This is a genomic window from Myxococcus sp. CA033, assembly GCF_013336625.1.
GTDB lineage: Bacteria > Myxococcota > Myxococcia > Myxococcales > Myxococcaceae > Myxococcus > Myxococcus llanfairpwllgwyngyllgogerychwyrndrobwllllantysiliogogogochensis.
Genome location: NZ_JABUMU010000008.1, coordinates 24,882 through 41,086 on the forward strand (window position 1 = coordinate 24,882; position 16,205 = coordinate 41,086).

The 16,205-nt window shown below is 71.1% G+C and carries 14 protein-coding genes and 1 riboswitch; of the genes, 4 read left to right on the forward strand and 10 right to left on the reverse strand.

Going from position 1 to position 16,205, the window contains the following annotated elements:
- Positions 1 to 59: 59 nt before the first annotated feature.
- The 4 genes from HUA78_RS20840 to HUA78_RS20855 all read right to left on the reverse strand — a co-directional run bounded on the left by HUA78_RS20840 (position 60) and on the right by HUA78_RS20855 (position 4,843).
- Positions 60 to 1,421, reverse strand: coding sequence for a sigma-54 dependent transcriptional regulator (locus tag HUA78_RS20840; protein WP_141646149.1), 1,362 nt, complete (start codon positions 1,419 to 1,421; stop codon positions 60 to 62).
- A complete protein-coding gene (locus HUA78_RS20845; RefSeq protein ID WP_174476993.1) occupies positions 1,418 to 3,541 on the reverse strand; it encodes an ATP-binding protein in 2,124 nt (707 codons plus the stop codon). Before HUA78_RS20845 ends, HUA78_RS20840 begins: the two co-directional genes overlap by 4 nt.
- 152 nt (positions 3,542 to 3,693) lie before the next feature.
- Positions 3,694 to 4,377 (reverse strand): phosphoribosyltransferase, encoded by a 684-nt coding sequence (locus tag HUA78_RS20850; protein WP_174465457.1) that lies wholly within the window; start codon positions 4,375 to 4,377, stop codon positions 3,694 to 3,696.
- Between the two features lie 181 nt (positions 4,378 to 4,558).
- Entirely contained in the window at positions 4,559 to 4,843 is a 285-nt protein-coding gene (locus HUA78_RS20855; RefSeq protein WP_246137533.1) for a hypothetical protein, read from the reverse strand.
- Between the two features lie 237 nt (positions 4,844 to 5,080).
- Between HUA78_RS20855 and HUA78_RS20860 the strand changes: the two genes are divergently transcribed.
- The 4 genes from HUA78_RS20860 to HUA78_RS20875 all read left to right on the forward strand — a co-directional run bounded on the left by HUA78_RS20860 (position 5,081) and on the right by HUA78_RS20875 (position 9,452).
- A complete protein-coding gene (locus HUA78_RS20860) occupies positions 5,081 to 6,265 on the forward strand; it encodes an SRPBCC family protein (RefSeq protein ID WP_246137534.1) in 1,185 nt (394 codons plus the stop codon).
- Positions 6,266 to 6,467: 202 nt separating this feature from the next.
- Positions 6,468 to 7,661 carry a sensor histidine kinase gene (locus tag HUA78_RS20865; protein WP_174462455.1) on the forward strand — a complete coding sequence of 398 codons (1,194 nt, stop codon included), beginning with the start codon at positions 6,468 to 6,470 and terminating at the stop codon, positions 7,659 to 7,661.
- A complete protein-coding gene (locus tag HUA78_RS20870; RefSeq protein ID WP_141646154.1) occupies positions 7,636 to 8,349 on the forward strand; it encodes a response regulator in 714 nt (237 codons plus the stop codon). Before HUA78_RS20865 ends, HUA78_RS20870 begins: the two co-directional genes overlap by 26 nt.
- Positions 8,346 to 9,452, forward strand: coding sequence for a sensor histidine kinase (locus tag HUA78_RS20875; RefSeq protein ID WP_141646155.1), 1,107 nt, complete (start codon positions 8,346 to 8,348; stop codon positions 9,450 to 9,452). The genes HUA78_RS20870 and HUA78_RS20875 overlap by 4 nt, the downstream gene beginning before the upstream one ends.
- A gap of 36 nt (positions 9,453 to 9,488) precedes the next feature.
- Here HUA78_RS20875 and HUA78_RS20880 read toward each other — a convergent pair whose 3' ends face one another.
- The 6 genes from HUA78_RS20880 to HUA78_RS20905 all read right to left on the reverse strand — a co-directional run bounded on the left by HUA78_RS20880 (position 9,489) and on the right by HUA78_RS20905 (position 15,827).
- On the reverse strand, positions 9,489 to 11,381 hold the full coding sequence (locus tag HUA78_RS20880) for a M56 family metallopeptidase (RefSeq protein WP_174477085.1): 1,893 nt from the start codon (positions 11,379 to 11,381) through the stop codon (positions 9,489 to 9,491).
- Positions 11,381 to 11,770, reverse strand: coding sequence for a BlaI/MecI/CopY family transcriptional regulator (locus HUA78_RS20885; RefSeq protein ID WP_141646159.1), 390 nt, complete (start codon positions 11,768 to 11,770; stop codon positions 11,381 to 11,383). The genes HUA78_RS20880 and HUA78_RS20885 overlap by 1 nt, the downstream gene beginning before the upstream one ends.
- 105 nt (positions 11,771 to 11,875) lie before the next feature.
- A complete protein-coding gene (locus HUA78_RS20890) occupies positions 11,876 to 13,297 on the reverse strand; it encodes a sigma-54 dependent transcriptional regulator (RefSeq protein WP_174476994.1) in 1,422 nt (473 codons plus the stop codon).
- Positions 13,298 to 13,316: 19 nt separating this feature from the next.
- Positions 13,317 to 13,838, reverse strand: a complete 522-nt coding sequence (locus HUA78_RS20895) for an OsmC family protein (protein WP_174462454.1) — start codon at positions 13,836 to 13,838, stop codon at positions 13,317 to 13,319.
- A 119-nt stretch (positions 13,839 to 13,957) separates the two neighbouring features.
- Positions 13,958 to 15,370 carry an SLC13 family permease gene (locus HUA78_RS20900; protein ID WP_174476995.1) on the reverse strand — a complete coding sequence of 471 codons (1,413 nt, stop codon included), beginning with the start codon at positions 15,368 to 15,370 and terminating at the stop codon, positions 13,958 to 13,960.
- 25 nt (positions 15,371 to 15,395) lie between these two features.
- On the reverse strand, positions 15,396 to 15,827 hold the full coding sequence (locus HUA78_RS20905) for a CBS domain-containing protein (RefSeq protein ID WP_174476996.1): 432 nt from the start codon (positions 15,825 to 15,827) through the stop codon (positions 15,396 to 15,398).
- Between the two features lie 222 nt (positions 15,828 to 16,049).
- Positions 16,050 to 16,160, forward strand: a riboswitch (TPP riboswitch).
- Positions 16,161 to 16,205: the final 45 nt, after the last annotated feature.

Here is a 16,205-nt window from a genome sequence, read left to right on the forward strand (position 1 = left end):
CATGACTTTCCCGGCACTTGCGAGCACGGCCGCCCCGCCCTGGTGCCGGGTTTTCCAGATCATGGATCCGACTTCTGGAATCCAGATCTGTTGATTCCCAAACGTTTCAGGCGCTCATAGAGGGAGGAACGGGGGATTCCGAGCCGGAGGGCGGCGCGCTCGACGTGGCCGTTCTCACGTCGCAGCACGCGCTCGATGTGGCGGCGCTCCAGCTCTTCCAGCGTCAGGTCGTCCTCGACGCGGGCCTCATCGGCGGAGGACTCGAAGCGCAGGTCTCCGCGTGACAGGGGGCCGCCGCCGGACAGCAGCACGGCGCGCTCCAGCACGTTGCGCAGCTCGCGGATGTTGCCGGGCCAGGGGTAGCGCGTCAGCGCGGCCTCCGCGTCGGGCTGGAGGCCCACGCCACCGCGTCCGCGTGCGCCGCCCATCTCCGCGAGGAAGTGGCGGGCGAGCACGGGGATGTCCTCGGTCCGCTCCCGCAGCGCGGGCACATGGAGGATGAGGGTGCTGACGCGGAAGTAGAGATCGCTGCGGAAGCGCTTCTCGCGGGTGGCGACGCCCAGGTCCTGGTGTGTGGCCGCGATGAGGCGCACGTCGACGCGCCTGTCTCGCACATCCCCGAGCCGGCGGAAGCGCTTCTCCTCCAGCACCTTGAGGAGCTTGGGCTGGACGGCCATGTCCATGTCGCCAATCTCGTCGAGGAAGAGGGTGCCCCGGTCCGCCACTTCCAGGAGGCCCTGCTTCGCGGCCACCGCGCCCGTGAAGGCGCCCTTCTCGTGACCGAACAGCTCCGAGTCCAGCAGGTCCTTCGACAGCGCGGCGCAGTTGAGGTCCACGAAGGGCGCGTCCGCGCGCGGGCCGCCCTCGTGGAGCCAGCGCGCGAGCACGCTCTTTCCGCTGCCCGTCTCGCCGGTGACGAGCACGGGGCTGTCGCTGTGCTGCATGCGCCCGGCTTCGGCGCGCAGGCCCTGGATGGCGGCGCTGGTGCCCAGGAACGGGTCCACCGTGGCGCGCGCGGTGCGGGACAGGTCGGCGCGAAGGCGCTGTCGCTCGCGGCGCTGGGCCACCAGCCGCTCCAGCACGACCTTGAGGACGGCCAGCTCCACGGGCTTGGTGAGGAACTGCTCGGCGCCTTCCTTGACGGCCTGGACGGCGAGCTCGATGGAGCCGTGCCCGGTGAGGACGACGAGCGGCACGGCGGCGTCGATTTCCTTGAGGCGGGGCAGCAGCTCCAGCGCGGTGCCGTCCGGCATCCGGTAGTCCACCACCGCGACGTCGGGGCGGTGCGTGCGGAAGACTTCCTGGGCCTCGGCGAGGCTCTGGGCTTCGTCCACGTCGAAGCCGTGGGCGGTGAGGTAGCCCCTCATGCCCAGCCGGACACCGGGCTCGTCGTCCACCAGGAGGATGCGGGTACGTGTCATGAGGCGAGCGAGTCCAGGTGCAGGCTGACGGAAGGCGAGGACACCGCTGGTAGCAGCAGCGTGACTTCGGCGCCACCCTCCGGGTGATTGCGCAGGCGAATGACGCCCTGATGCTCCTCCAGGATGCGCTGGACGATGGACAGGCCCAGGCCGGTGCCGCCCCTGCGCTTGCTGAAGAAGGGCTCGAAGACGTGAGGCAGGTCCTCCTCGCGGAAGCCCGGCCCTCCGTCCCTCACGGTGCAGCGCACCCAGGCGCGGCCTTCCTCCTCCAGGGGCGAGGTGGCCACCTTCACGGTGGTGCCCGCGGGCGAGTGCTGCACGGCGTTCTCCAGCACGTTGCGGAAGACATGGAACAGTCGACGCGAGTCCATGCGCACCGTCGGCAGGGCCTCCGCGAGCGTCTGCGTCACCGTCACACGGGACTGCTCCCCGGTGAGCGCGCACGCAGCCAGCGCTTCCTCCACCACCGGTCGCACGGGGCCTTCCACCCATTCGCCCCGAGTGGGGCGGCCGTACTCGAACAGCTCCTGCGTCAGGTGGTTGAGGCGCCGCACCTCGCCGCGCAGCACGTCCAGGTACGGGGCCAGCTCCGCGCGAGCGCCGACGGTGGCCTCCACGGCGTCCACCACGGCGGAGATGGAAAAGAGGGGGTTGCGGACCTCGTGGGCCACGCCCGCGACGATGGCGCCCATCGCGGCCATCGTCTCGCTGCGGCGCAGGCTGGCTTGCAGCTCCAGCAGCCGGGTCACCTCGGTGGCGACGACGATGATGCGCGAGTCCTCTCCGCCGACCTCGTCCACCCACGCGGCGGCCAGCTCCCACGTGCGGCGTGAGCGCGGGTCCTTCACCTCGCGGATGAGGCTGCCATGCGTGCGGCGAAGCTCGTCCACCAGCGGCAATGTGCTGGACCAGGGAGGCTCGCTCGCGACGGTGGACAGGGGCTGGCCGGAGGGGTCCAGCCCGCCGAACAGGATGCACGCGGCGGCGTTGAGGCTCTGGATGGTGCCGTCCGCGCCGAGCACGACGAGCGGCGAGGTGACGGCGTCGAACGTGCGGCGCCACTCCTGGGCGGAGCGACGGAAGCTCTCATGGAGGCGCTGGCGCAGCTCGTCCGCGAGGTACCGGTCGGTGATGTCGGTGACGACGCAGCCCACGTGCAGCTCGCCCTGGTTGTCCTTCGCGGAGGCCGCCGCGCGGCTGCGGACCCAGCGCACGCGGCCGTCGGCGCAGATGAGGCGGTGCTCCAGCTCCACCTCGGAGCCGGGCGCGAGCGACTCGATGCGGGCGCGGTAGCGGGCGCGGTCCTCGGGGTGGATCATCTCCGCCCAGAGAGGCGGCGGGCCGCCACCGGGGCCGGGCTCGGCGAACGCGGACGCGGGATAGCCGGTGGTGCGCTCGATGACGGGCGTGCAGTAGAAGTCGCGCAGCGCGCCGTCGCGCAGCTTGCCGCCCCACAGGTAGTCGGGCAGCGAGCGCGTGAGCACGTCGAGGAGGCCCTCGTGTTCCTGGAGGCTCTCCTCGGCGCGCATCCGCTCGGTGAGCTCCGAGAGCGAGGCGATGACGCCCAAGACATCGCCGCCCGTGCCGCGCACGCGCGAGTAGCTGCCGAACCAGAAGCGCGGTTCGCCCGGCGCGGCGGGGGTCTCCACTTCGAGGCAGGTGTCCTGGACGGGCGCATCTGTCTCCAGCGCGCTCTTGAGTCGCGGCGCGAGGAGCCGACCCAGCTCTGGCATCACCTCCGACACGTGACGGCCGAGGTGTCCTCCCGCGGGCAGTCCGTTCATCGCCGCGAGCGCCGCGTTGACGTGGATGTAGCGCAGGTTCCGGTCGAAGAAGGCGAAGCCCACCGGGGTGACGTCCATGATGGCGTCGCGCAAGGCGCTGGAGTCACCGGCGCTGCGCAAAGCGGCGTCGCGCTCGCGGCGGGTTCGCTCCCGGGCGTGCGCGAGCAGCAACGCGGGAGTGCCGGCACAGGTCAGCACCAGGGCCGCGGTGGTGAGGACACGGGGCAGGGGGCTCGCGGCATCGGGGCTGGCCCAGGCCCACTCGATGAGAGCGGCGAGCGCGGTGGCCATGAGGACGGCCAGCAGCATCTGACGGCGGGTGGGGAACTCGTGCATGGGGGTGTGGGGAGCGCGAGCCTAACCGGAATCGAGCCCGCCACCGCGCCACCGGAGCTGGGGACAGGTGCTCCCGTTGTTCGGTGAGCAAGGGGGCGGGTCCTCGATGCTCCTGCCACATGCGGGTCTGCGAGGACCGCGAGGGCGCGCACTCACCCAGGGGAAGGGTGCGCCTCTGCCATGGACGACTCACGCGCGGCGCGCTCCAGGAGGTCCCTGACCTCCGCGTCGGAGGTCTGCTCGAACTGGCGATACCAGAGGCCCACGGCGAAGAACGGCTCCGGGGTCCGGACGCACACCGTCTCGTCCGCCAGCGTCGCGAGGTCCTCGCAGGTCTCCAGAGGTGCGACGGGCACGGCGACGACGATGCGAGCGGGCCCTTGCTTCCGGAGCGCGGCCACGGCGGCGCGCATGGAGGAGCCGGTGGCGAGCCCGTCATCGACGAGGATGACGTTGCGTCCGCGCACGTCCAGGGCGGGTCTTCCCTGTCGGTAGCTTGCCTCGCGGCGTTCGAGCTCCCGGCCTTCGCGCGCGGCGACCGCGTCGATCTGCTCCAAAGGGATGCCCACCTCCTCGATGACCTCGGGGTTGAGCACGCGCACGCCGCCGGTGGCGATGGCGCCCATGGCCAGCTCCTCGTGTCCGGGCGTCCCCAGCTTGCGAACGACGAACACGTCCAGCGGAGCACCCAGCGCGCGCGCCACCTCGTAGCCCACGGGCACTCCACCGCGCGGCAGGGCCAGCACCCGGGTTTCAGGGCGGTGGCCATGATGCGCGAGACGCTCCGCGAGGGCTCGACCCGCCGTGGAGCGGTCCTGGAACGCAGGTCCCTGCATGCGAAGCTCCTTGTCCGTGTGCCTCCTGGCGCACTTCTCCCCCTTGAAATTGGGCACGAGCGAACGAAGAGGAACGTCTCGCCACTTGTCGCCAGCCCGGAGAGAGGGCGAGGTCGTCGCGGTGTCCGCTCGCCCGTGGCCCTGGCACATCGAGTGGCCACCCAGACAGGCGGCCCCTGGCTCAAGTGTCCTGGGAGCCCGGTTCGCCCGCGATGATGGTGGGCATGCCCGGCTGCCCTGGGGGCGGCGGGTCATGGATGCCAGGCGGGGTGATGTCGGGCGGCAACGGCGGCTCGATTTCCGGCGGCTGACGCATGGGCGGGTCCTGCTCGGGAGGATTCCGCGTCGGCGGCTCGCGCTGGGGATGCTGGGGGTCGGGTTCCTTCACGGGATTGTTGGGCGTCGGCTCGCGCGTGGGAGGCAATGGCGACGGCGGTCCGGGAATCGGCGGTTGCTGCTGGGGCATGCGTGTGGAGCTCCTGAAGAGGTCTGCGACTGTCCGTCCGCTCAAGGTGTGCATGCCCGGGCAGGCGGGCACCGTCCCGCCCATCTCCCGAGCGGGGCCTCGTGCCCTCCCGGGCTCCAGGGGTGACGAGCGTCCCCTCGGGGCCTGGAGCCGTCGGCCCGTGGCTGCTGCACCGCGGCATGAGCGCCTTCACGTTCCCCGGATGGGGCTCATCAAAAACCGAACAGGAGGCACGACATGAAGGCAGCCTTTTGGGGTCTGGGAGGTCTGGGGCTGGGTGTGGGGTTGATGTACTGGTCCGACCCGCGCAGTGGTCGCTGGCGCAGGTCTCACCTGCAGGGCAGGGCGGTGCATGCCGCCCACGAGGCCGGAAGCGCGGCGGGGGTCGTGAAGCGCGATTTGACCCAGCGCTCGCGGGGCTTGTTCCTGGAGTCCATCGGACGGTTCCGCTCGGAGACGGTGGATGACGTGACGCTCGCCGAGCGCGTCCGGTCGGCGCTGGGCCGCGTGTGCTCGCATCCCGGATCCGTGAAGGTGGCCGCGCGTGACGGCGTGGTGACGCTGGAGGGCTCCCTCCTGCTCGAGGAGTTCAAGCGCGTCATTCCGTTCATCGGTCGCGTGCGCGGCGTGCGCGGCGTGGAGAACCGGCTGTTGCCCTTCGCGGAGTCGGGCCGTCAGTCCGAGCTTCAGGGCGGCGTGGCACGGCGGGGGCCCACCCGGACGTTCGGCTCGGCGCACTGGTCGCCCTCCGCGCGTTTCTTCGGCGCGCTCGGTGCCGTGTCCCTGGCTTCGGGGGCCATCCAACGCGGAGGCGTGCTGGGCGCGTTGCTCGGCGCGGGAGGCCTGGTGCTGGGGCTGCGCGCGCTCAGCAACCTGGAGCTGCGTCGGCTCACCGGCATCGGCGTGGGGGCTCGTGCCATCAACCTGCACAAGGACATCACGGTGAATGCGCCGGTGGAGGAGGTCTTCGCCTTCTGGGATGCGATGCAGAACTTCCCGCGCTTCATGACCCACGTGGACGAGATTCGCGTCGACACCGACGGGCGCTCGCACTGGAAGGTGAAGGGCCCCGCGGGCCTGCACTTCGAATGGCAGGCCGTGGTCACCCAGCGCGTGCCCAACAAGCTGCTCGCGTGGAAGAGCGTGCAGGGCACGTCGGTGGAGAACGCGGGCGTCATCCACTTCGAGCCCACGCCAAAGGGGGGCACGCGGGTGGACATCCGCCTCGCGTACAACCCGCCCGCGGGCGCCATCGGCCACGCCTTCGCGCGACTGCTGGGCGTGGACCCCAAGCGGCAGATGGACGATGACCTGCTGCGCCTGAAGTCCCTGCTGGAGCGCGGCAAGGCCACGGGGCGCGAGACGGTGACGCGCGAGTCGCTGTCGCTCGGGCGCGGGGGGCGGGAGTCGCTGATGCACTGACGCAGGTGGAGCGGCGAGCGAGCCGCCTCGGCGCCCACACGTCCAGCCTCGCGCAGGATTTGCGCACCCTCGGCCGCGAGTCGATGGGTGCGCATTTCTTGCGCGCTCCCGGGTCGTCCATGCCCTCGTGTGGCTGGCTCGGTGCTTGCTTCGGAGTTCCTCCTCCGATGCGGGGCGAGCGGTTAATCTGGGCCCCGACACCATGGCGGAAACCTTGTTCGAGGAGCTGAAGCGGTACGTGGGCTTTGGAGCGCGGGACGAGCAGTCACTCGTCGGCCTCCATGCCATCGCGCATCCGCATTTCCCCCGCATCGCTCGCGTCTTCTACGACCGCATCCTGGAGCACGAGGGCGCGCGTCGGGCGCTGGAGGGCGGCGAGAGCCAGGTGGGCCACCTGCGCGGTACGTTGCAGGTGTGGATGGACCAGCTCCTGCGGGGGCCGTGGGACGAGGCCTACTTCGCGCTGCGCTGCCGCATCGGCCGCATGCACGTGCGAATCTCCCTGCCGCAGCACTACATGTTCGGGGCGATGAACGTGTTGCGCCAGGAACTCAACGCCATCATCGACTCGGCGTACCTGAATCAGCCGGAGACGTTGCACGGCGCCCGCGCGGCGCTGGGGCGCATCCTGGACCTGGAGCTGGCCATCATGCTCCACACGTACCGCGAGGACCTGCTGGCGCAGCAGGCGCGCAACGAGCGACTGGCGACGTTCGGCCAGCTGGTGGGCTCCATCGGCCACGAGCTGCGCAACCCGCTGGGCGTCATCGAGACCTCGCTCTACATCCTGCGCAGCCGCGCGGGTCCGGTGGTGGATGAGCGCACGACGAAGCACCTGGACCGCATTGGCGAGCAGGTGGGCATCGCCAACCACATCGTGTCCGACCTGCTGGACATGATTCGGGACCGGCCGCTGCAACGCCAGGAGGTCTGGCTGGACGAGGTCTGGCAGGAGGCCCTCAAGGCCGTGGCCTGTCCGGAGGGTGTCACCGTCAAGACGGAGGGACTCGTCTCGCTGCCACCGGTGCACGGGGACGCGGGGCAACTGCGTCAGGTGTTCGTCAACCTGTTGGAGAACGCCGTGCAGGCCCTGGAGGAATCGGGGGGCGGCGTGTCGCTGGTCGGCACCGTGCGCGAGCCCGGCCAGGTGGAGCTGGTGTTGGAGGACACGGGCCCTGGGGTCAGCGAGGTCATCCGGGGACGGCTCTTCGAGCCGCTGATGACGACGAAGGCCCGGGGCATCGGCCTCGGCCTTCCGCTGGTCCGGCGCATCCTGGAGCGCCACGGTGGCACCATCACCTATGCGCCGCGCCCGGGAGCGGGTGCGCGCTTCGTGATGCAGCTCCCCAGCTCGCCCGAGGAGGGCCCCCATGCGACGCTACCTCCTGCTGGATGACAACCGGGCGCTGGCGGAGAACCTGGCCGAGATTCTCCGGGACGAGGGCCACCAGGCCACCGTCGTCAGCTCGGGTGACGAGGCCCTGCGCGAGGTGGGCGCCACGCGCTTCGATGCGCTGGTGACGGACATGCGCATGCCCGGCATGAGCGGCGCGGACGCGGTGCGACGCATCCGCCGCGTGGACCCGGGGCTCGCCGCCGTCGTGATGACGGCCTATCCGCGCGAGGACGATCTGGCGACAGCTCGGCGCGAGGGACTGCTCGCGGTGCTGCCCAAGCCCGTGCCCATCTCCACGCTGATGGGCCTGCTGGCCAATGCGCGGCGCGACGGCCTGGTGGTCGTGGCGGAGGACGACCCGGCGCTGAGCGACAACCTCTCCGAGGTGCTGCGCGCGCGCGGCTTCTCCTGCGTGACGGTGTCGTCGGTGCTGGACGCGGACCTGCTCTCGTGCGCGACGCCGTTCGCGGCGCTGGTGGACCTGCGCATGCCGGGCGGGCCGGACGGAGAGACGCTCCGGAGGTTGCGGGCGCGCTACCCGAGCCTGCCCACCTTCGTCATGACGGCGTGGCCGGACCTGGCGCCGCTGGACGTGGGCGTGGATGTCTTCTCCAAGCCCTTCGACACGGGGGCGCTCATCGGCGCGCTGGAGACGAGGTACGCCGCGCGCCCCGGGGCCACGCCATGAGCGAGCCCATTCCCCAACCTCCCGCGCGAGTGCTCGTCGTGGACGACAACGCGGCGTTCCTCGACAACCTCGACGAGCTGTTGGGAGACGCGGGCTATGCGGTGCGCGCGGCGTCGACGTGCCGCGACGCACGGGAGAAGGCGCGCGAGGGCTTCGATGTGGCGCTGGTGGACCTGCGCCTGCCGGATGGTGACGGGACGGCGCTGGCGGCGGAGCTGAAGGCGGGAGCCCCGGACTCGGAGGTCGTGCTGCTCACGGGCTTCGCCACGCTGGAGACGGCCGTGGCGGCGGTGCGCGCGGGCGCGTGTGCCTACCTGATGAAGCCGTGCGCGCCGCGAGAGCTGCTCCTCACGCTGGAGCAGGCGATGCGGCAGGTGCGGCTGCACGCGGAGAAGCGCGAGCTGGCCCGGCGCGCGCAGGTGACGGAGAAGCTGGCCGCCGTGGGAACGATGACGGCGGGGCTTTCCCACGAGATTCGCAACCCGCTCAACGCCGCTGCCTTGCAGTTGTCCGTGTTGGAGCGGCGCGTGCGCAGGCTGCCGGATGGACAGCAGGGCACGCTGCTGGAGCCCCTGCTGCTGGTGCGTGACGAGATTCGCCGGTTGGACCACATCCTGGAGGACTTCCTCCAGTTCGCCCGTCCGCGGGAGTTCCGCCCGGGCTCGGTGGACGTGAAGGTGCTGGTGCGCCGCGTGGTGGACCTGCTGAGCAGTCAGGCCGAGACGCGGAAGGTGACGCTGACGCACGGTGTGCCGGAGGCGCCGTTGCCCGCGCTGTCTGGAGAAGAGGAGCGGGTGCGGCAGGTGCTCATCAACCTGTGCCTCAACGCGCTGGAGTCCACGCCCGCGGGAGGTCGGGTGACGCTGACCGTCGGCGCGGACGAAGCGCGGGTGTGGATCACCGTGGACGACTCGGGCCCGGGTGTCCCGGAGGCCATGAGGGATCGCATCTTCGAGCCCTTCTTCACCACCAAGGCCCAGGGTTCGGGACTGGGGCTGCCCATCGTCCACGCCATCGTCACGCAGCACGGCGGGACGCTGGAGGTGGGCGCGGCGCCCGGAGGTGGGGCTCGCTTCCTGCTGCGCTTGCCGGTGGCGCGGTAGCGGACCCGCGCGCACCGGGAGAAAGCCCGTCGACGCTCAGAAGCCGCCGGGCGGAGTCACGAGGCTGGTGGAGGCGGCGCTCGCGCAGAGGATGCAGGCGCTCTGGTTGGAGCCGTCCGCGCGCTGTCCCGGCTTGTCCGCGCTGGCGACCTGACGACGCTCGTCCATGCCTCCGCCGGGCTCGTTGGTGAACCAGACGTCGAACTCGTAGTGCACGGGCACGGGCTTGCCATCCAGCGTCGCGGGCTCGTAGCGCCACGTGGTCAGCGTCCGGATGATGCCGTCTTCCAGGCCGGAGAGGCTCTGGAGGGACTTGCAGTCGGTGACGGTGCCCTCGGCGGTGATGGTGCAGCGGGTGACCACCGCGCCCTTGGGGACGGCGTTCACGCGCGAGCGTATGTTCTGGGTGAGGTCCGCGAAGTGCAGCCTGCGCCCCGTCAGGAAGCGGGGAGGGGTGATGCCAGGGCCGAGCGTGAAGACGCCATCCTCCTCGGGCATGGGCCTGGTGGAGGGCGGCGGAGGCGTCGGGGTGGGCTTCGCGATTTCCGGCGCCGCTTCCGCCACCTGGACGGGGGCGACAGGCACGCTGTCGATGGCGACGGCGGGGTCGGCCGGCTCCGCGTCGAGCGGATACGGCGTGCGGGACAGCTCCGTGCGGACAATCCCCTCCGTGTCCGGGATGAGCAGCGGACGCGGGCTGGGCTCGCGGGCCTTCTTCGTCGGGGCCTTGGCCGCCGCGCGGACCGGACGACTCACGGTGGAGGTGAGGTTGGCCGGGATGACTCGCGGCGTGGGCGCGACGAGGGGCCGGTGGACCCGGGGCTCCTCGATCTCGAAGGCGCGCTCGTGATTCGAGACGGGCGAGGCCTCGGTGGAGGCGGTGTTGGAGGTGGGCGGCACGGCCATCGCAGGCAGGGGGACCTGGGAGGTGCCCAGGGCAACGGCGAGCGCGGCGCCCCCCAGTCCGCTGACCAGCCGCCAGGACCTGCGCGGGGCACGGGGCTCCGGCACGGCCAGGAGCCGGCGGATGCGCGCGAGCAGCGAACCCCCATCCGCGCCGAGCGCGAGCAGGGCGGACGGCGGCGCGCGGAGCTGTTCGATGAGCGCGAGGGCGCGCGCATAGAGGAACGCGTCTCCGCAGGACTGCACGGCGAGGTCATCCGCGCAGTGCTCGCGCTCCTCGCGAATGCGGTGGGACAGCCACCAGACGGCGGGGTGGTAGAACAGGAAGGTCTCCACCAGGGCCTGGAGCAGGTTGACCAGGTAGTCGTGGCGCTGGATGTGCGCGAGCTCATGCGCGAGCACCGCTTCCAACTGCGCGGGTGTCAGGCCAACGATTGCGCCTGCGGGGACGAGGATGAGGGGGCGCCACAGGCCGATGACCTGGGGCACGTCGACGCGGGCGGACGCCAGCAGTCGGACGGGGCGCGTCAGGCTCAGCCGCGTGAGCGCCTGTGCCAGCGCGTCACGCCAGGCAGCGGCGGGCTCCTGGGTGTGCAGTCGGGACAGCCGCTGGGCCGCGTACCAGGAGATGACCATCCGCGCCGACAGCAGCAGCACGCCGCAGCACCAGGCCGGGAGCAGCCACGGGCGCACAAGCTCCAACCAGGAGGTGCTGGCCGCCACCGTCGCCGGAGACGCCACGTCCACCAGCGAGGTGCCCGGAGGCAGCGTCGCCGACAGGAGCATCTCCGCGGACAGGCCGCCCGACGTCGGAGTCACGGGGACCGACGTCCCCCACAGCGCGCCCAGGAACGTGCCGAGCGGAAGCAGCGCCATGGTCAGCAGGCCCAGACAGGCGACGACATAGCGGCCCCGCGCCGAGCGGCGCGACATCAGGGCCAGCAACCCCGCGACCACCAGCGCCACCGCCGCGCCCTGCCAGGCGAAGGCGAGCAGGGCTTGTTCCAGCGAGTCCAGCACGTCCATCACTTCCCCCGCCTCTCGTGCTCGTCGAGCAGCTTCCGGATCTCCGCCAGCTCCTCCGCGGAGGCCCGCTTCATCGAAAGCGCCTGGGCCACCACGCTGGACGCGGAGCCGCCGAAGGCCCGGTCCATCAAGTCCCGCAGCAAGTCGCGCTGCGTGCGCTTCTGGCTCAGGGCCGCTTCGTAGACATGGGTGCGCTCGCTCTCATCGCGCTGGACGAGCCCCTTCTCCGTCATGTTCTGCAGGAGCTTGAGGACCGTGGTGTAGCCGGTGTCCTTGTCCTGCGTGTCCCGGAGCGACTCATGCACCCGACGTACGGTGCTGGGCCCCAATTGCCAGAGGACACGGAGGATGGCCAGCTCGGCGCGCGTCGGCTGCGGTGGAACGGGCATCATTCGCGAAAGTATTACGACGTACGTCGTAACTGTCAACGACGGACGTCGTAGATGCCCGTCATGGAACACCGCGTCGCCCGTGCGTCGGTGTCCGGCTTCGCGTCAGGACTCGGCGGCGAGGTCTCCGGGGAGCTCGTCGGCGTCGGTCTTCGGGGGCGCGCCGTCGGCCTGGGCGCCGTACTCCTTGAGGCGGTACTGAATCTTCCGCACGCTGATGCCGAGCACCTCCGCGGCGCGCGACGTGGAGCCCTGCACCATCTCCATGGTGCGGAGGATGGCCTCGCGTTCGATGGCCGCGAGCGTGGCGCCGGGGATGAGCGCGCCCTGGCTCGTGCCGGTGGGACGGGGGCCGCGCAGCACGGGCGGCAGGTCGTCCGTCGCCAGCTCCTGGCCCTGGGTGAGGACCACGGAGCGCTCGATGGCGTTCTCCAGCTCTCGGATGTTGCCCGGCCAGTCGTGCGCGAGCAGCGCCTGGAGCGTGCCCGGTGCCAGGCCGCGCACGTGCTTGCCGTAGGCCTCGCCGTACTTCTCCAGGAAGTGGTTCACCAGCGCGGGGATGTCGCTCTTGCGCTCCCTGAGCGGCGGCAGCGTCACGCTCACCACGTTGAGCCGGTAGTAGAGGTCCTCGCGGAAGCGGCCCGCCTTCACCTCCGCGGCGAGGTCCCGGTGTGTCGCGGCGACGATGCGCACGTCCACCTTGAGCGTCTGGGTGCCGCCCACGCGCTCCAGCTCGCGCTGCTGGAGCACGCGCAGCAGCTTCACCTGCACCGTGGGGGAGATCTCCCCGATTTCGTCCAGGAAGAGGGTGCCGCCGTCGGCCAGCTCGAAGCGGCCTTCCTTGCGCGCGAGGGCGCCGGTGAAGGAGCCCTTCTCGTGGCCGAACAGCTCGCTCTCCAGCAGGTTCTCCGACAGCGCCGCGCAGTGGACGCGGATGAAGGGCTTGTCGCGGCGGGGCGACTCCTGGTGCAGCGCCTGGGCGATGAGCTCCTTGCCGGTGCCGGACTCGCCGAGGATGAGCACCGTGGCGCGGGTGCTCGCCGCGCGGCGCACGACGTCGTAGATGCCCTGGAGCTGCGGTGACTCGCCGATGATGTCGTGGAAGCGCCGCACGCGCGTGCGGACCTGGTCTCGCAGGGCCTCCGCCTCGCGGCGCAAGCTGCGCTTCTCCAGGGCCTTGGACAGGATGACGAGCACCTGGTCGGCGTCCAGCGGCTTGAGCAGGAAGTTGTCCGCGCCGGACTTCATCGCCTCCACGGCCATCTCCACGCTGGCGAAGGCCGTCATCATGACGAACGTCGCGTCGCTGCCCTGCTCGCGCGCGGCGCGCAGCAGGGTGAGGCCGTCCATCCGGGGCATGCGCACGTCGGTGAGCACCACGGCGGGGGAGAAGTCCGACACGCGCGCCAGGGCCTCCGCGCCGTCGGCGGCCTCGGCCACGTCGTAGCCCTCCTCGTTCAGGATGGTGGCGATGGCTCTGCGGGCATTGTCCTCATCGTCGACGACCAGGATGCGCTGTGCGGACATGGAAGGGGGGCTCGAGGTGTCAGGGAAGGGTGAGGACCGGGATGGGCTTCAAGTGGGGGGCGTCGGGTTTCGCACGGGGGCTGGCGGCGCGGGCGTGCCACGTCTCCACCACCGCTTCGATGCGCGGCGCGATCTGGATGACCGAGCTGGGGAAGCAGTGGGCGGGCAGCTCGGAGAAGATGAGGCGCACCACCTCCGCGTCCAGGTCGGTGGCCACGGCCACGTGGGGACGGACGATGAGGTCGGTGAGGTGGGGTGGCTGGCCGGGACCGCTCACCACGCGGGCCACCGCGCAGCTCTGGTAGAAGAGGACAGTCACGTCCGCCTCGCGTGCGCGCTCCAGGAAGGCCAGCAGCGTGCGCCCCTCCACCGCGCCCACCAGCAAGGTCTCCGGCGCCCAGCGTCCATCGTCCGCTGTGCCCTGCTCGACGAGTGGCAAGCCGATGGGGACGGGCGGCGCACGGTCGCTCGTCAGGACGGCACCTCGCTCGCCCTGCCAATACAGACGCGTTTCGTACTCAGTGACGGTCACGGACGTCATGGGCGCTCCTTCCGCCGGGCCCTGTTCCGGCATTGCCCTTACAACCCGTGTGCCGCGAAGGTGCTTCATGGTGGACCGGGGATTCGCCCTGAAGTCCCGGACGGGCGGACGAGGGTAACTCATGGCAGGCCAAAGAGACGTAGCACCAGGGGGCCCGTCCAGCTGACCAGCAGACAACCGGCCACCATGAGGGGAAGCCCCAGTTTCAACAGCTCGGAGGTGTCGAGCCCCTCGCCCGCGGCCATCGCGTTGGGCGGGGTGCTGATGGCGAAGGGGATGCCGAACGAGCACCCCATGGCGACGAGGATGGGCGTGGACGCGGAGGGTTCCACGCTCAGGGCCAGGGGCATCAGCAGCGCGGCGGTGCCGGTGTTGCTCATCAGCGCGGACAGGCCGGCGGCGACGATGACCAGCGCCCCCAGTCTCGCCTCGCGCGGCCACGCCTCCAGCCGGGCGCCATCGAGCGCGTGGGCCACCAGGCCCGACTGCTCCAGGAGTTTTCCCAGCGCCAGCCCTCCGGCGATGAGCAGGAGGGTGGACCAGTCCAGGCGTCCCAGGTCCTCGCGTTTGAGAAGCCCGGTGCCGAACAGCAGCGCGGTGGCGCCCAGGGCGACGACCGGTGCGGGCACTCCGTGGAGCGGCTCCGACAGCCAGGCGACCACGCAGGCGGCGCTCACCGCGAGCACGCGTCGGCCGGAGGCATCGAGTGTGCGGGCGGGCTGTGCGGGCAAGGTCAGCGCGTCTCCCATGCGGAAGCGCAGGAGCACCAGGCCGAAGCCGAGCAGCAGCATCAGCACCGTGAGGGGCAGGGCGAACGCCATCCAGCCCGCGAAGGTGACGTGCGCATGAGCGCTCGCGGCGGACACCGCGAGGGCATTGGGGCCGCTGCCCACGGGCGTCGCCATGCCGCCCAGGTTTGCGCCCAATGCGACTCCCGCGAGCAGGGCGGGACGCAGCGGTGTGCCCGGAGGTGAGGCGAGCAGCACGGGCCTGAGCGCGGCGAGCATCATCGCCGCTGCGGCCACGTTGGACATCCACATGGAGAGGAAGGCCACGCCGCCCATGACGAGGAGCAGCAGGAGGCGGGGCCGGCCTCGCGACAGGCGCACGACGTGCCGCGCCACCGCCGAGTCGAGGCCGTGGCGCATGGCCGCGACTTCCAGCGTGAAGCCACCCAGGAACAGGATGAGCACCGGGTCCACGCCCCAGGTGAGCACGGAGGACAGCCGGTACTCCGGCCCCAGCGGACCGAGCACCACCGGCGTGGCGCCCAGCAGGAGCAGGGTGGGCACGAAGGGCGGCACCAGCTCCGTGAGCCACAGCACCAGGCACACGCCCGCCACCAGCACCGTGCGCGATGCCACCTCGCCGTCCACGCCGAAGCCCGCGAGCCCGGCCACCGCGACCAGGCCCACCAGCGCGAGCACGGGCCGGGTCCAGCGACGCCGTGACGACGGCGCGACGGTGGCCTCGGGAAGGCTGGTCGACAGGGCCTCGGCGTCTGCGTGTGTCGAGGCGAGTGGGGAGGTCATTGCAAGGGACGCGGGGAGGAGGGACCTACGCGTTGAATTCCCTTGCCAGCTCGCGGCGGTCCTTGTCCTCGATGAGGTGCTGCGCGTAGCGCACCAGGTCCGCCTCGGTGACGATGCCGAGCAACGCGCCGTCCTGCCCGATGACGGGAAGGCAGCCGAACTTGTTGCGCAACATCAGCACCACGGCATCGCGCAGCGACGCCTCGGGCGTCACCGTCGTCACGTCCCGGGTCATGATGTCGGCGGCCCACAGCGGCTGCGCGGCGGGGTCCGTCGCGTGCGTGGCCGCGGCCCTCAGCAGGTCGCGGTGGGTGATGAGGCCCACGAGCTTTCCCTGTCGGACGACGGGGAGGTGCCGGATGCGGTGCAGGCGCAGCAGCTCCTCCGCCTTGCCCAGGTTCTGGGTCTCCTTGAGCGCGACCACCTCGCGTGTCATCAGCTCTCCGACGATCTGCATGTGGCGCTCTCCCGGTAGATAGGTGGAACTCCCGGGGGCCGTTGCATGGAAGGGGCCAGCCCGGATTCCCTCGGGCTACGGCGATTTCAGCGCCCTGTACACGCAAGGTTTGCGCGTTCGTGTGGTGCCCCGCATTCCTTGCGCGAGCGGTGTTGACTGGAGCGCTTCCAGCCCTGGCCACCGGGCAGGTTGAAGCCGGTCCCGCTGTGCGCTAGATGCTCACCCAGTCGCTAGGGGTGCCCCTCGTAAGGGGCTGAGACGGCCGCGTGGCGCGGCCAACCCTTGGAACCTGAACCGGGTCATACCGGCGGAGGGAAGCGGCCCGGAACCCCCCTGGGGGCTTCCGTCTGCCTTCCCGCCCGTCCTCGAGGAGAGAGA

Coding starts and splice junctions, on each gene's coding strand:
- HUA78_RS20900 (WP_174476995.1), bottom strand. CDS start 15,370: ATGACCTCCCCACTCGCCTCGACACACGCAGACGCCGAGGCCCTGTCG.
- HUA78_RS20865 (WP_174462455.1), top strand. CDS start 6,468: ATGGCGGAAACCTTGTTCGAGGAGCTGAAGCGGTACGTGGGCTTTGGA.
- HUA78_RS20880 (WP_174477085.1), bottom strand. CDS start 11,381: ATGGACGTGCTGGACTCGCTGGAACAAGCCCTGCTCGCCTTCGCCTGG.
- HUA78_RS20850 (WP_174465457.1), bottom strand. CDS start 4,377: ATGCAGGGACCTGCGTTCCAGGACCGCTCCACGGCGGGTCGAGCCCTC.
- HUA78_RS20860 (WP_246137534.1), top strand. CDS start 5,081: ATGAAGGCAGCCTTTTGGGGTCTGGGAGGTCTGGGGCTGGGTGTGGGG.
- HUA78_RS20905 (WP_174476996.1), bottom strand. CDS start 15,827: ATGCAGATCGTCGGAGAGCTGATGACACGCGAGGTGGTCGCGCTCAAG.
- HUA78_RS20895 (WP_174462454.1), bottom strand. CDS start 13,838: ATGACGTCCGTGACCGTCACTGAGTACGAAACGCGTCTGTATTGGCAG.
- HUA78_RS20890 (WP_174476994.1), bottom strand. CDS start 13,297: ATGTCCGCACAGCGCATCCTGGTCGTCGACGATGAGGACAATGCCCGC.
- HUA78_RS20870 (WP_141646154.1), top strand. CDS start 7,636: ATGCGACGCTACCTCCTGCTGGATGACAACCGGGCGCTGGCGGAGAAC.
- HUA78_RS20885 (WP_141646159.1), bottom strand. CDS start 11,770: ATGCCCGTTCCACCGCAGCCGACGCGCGCCGAGCTGGCCATCCTCCGT.
- HUA78_RS20875 (WP_141646155.1), top strand. CDS start 8,346: ATGAGCGAGCCCATTCCCCAACCTCCCGCGCGAGTGCTCGTCGTGGAC.
- HUA78_RS20840 (WP_141646149.1), bottom strand. CDS start 1,421: ATGACACGTACCCGCATCCTCCTGGTGGACGACGAGCCCGGTGTCCGG.
- HUA78_RS20855 (WP_246137533.1), bottom strand. CDS start 4,843: ATGCCCCAGCAGCAACCGCCGATTCCCGGACCGCCGTCGCCATTGCCT.
- HUA78_RS20845 (WP_174476993.1), bottom strand. CDS start 3,541: ATGCACGAGTTCCCCACCCGCCGTCAGATGCTGCTGGCCGTCCTCATG.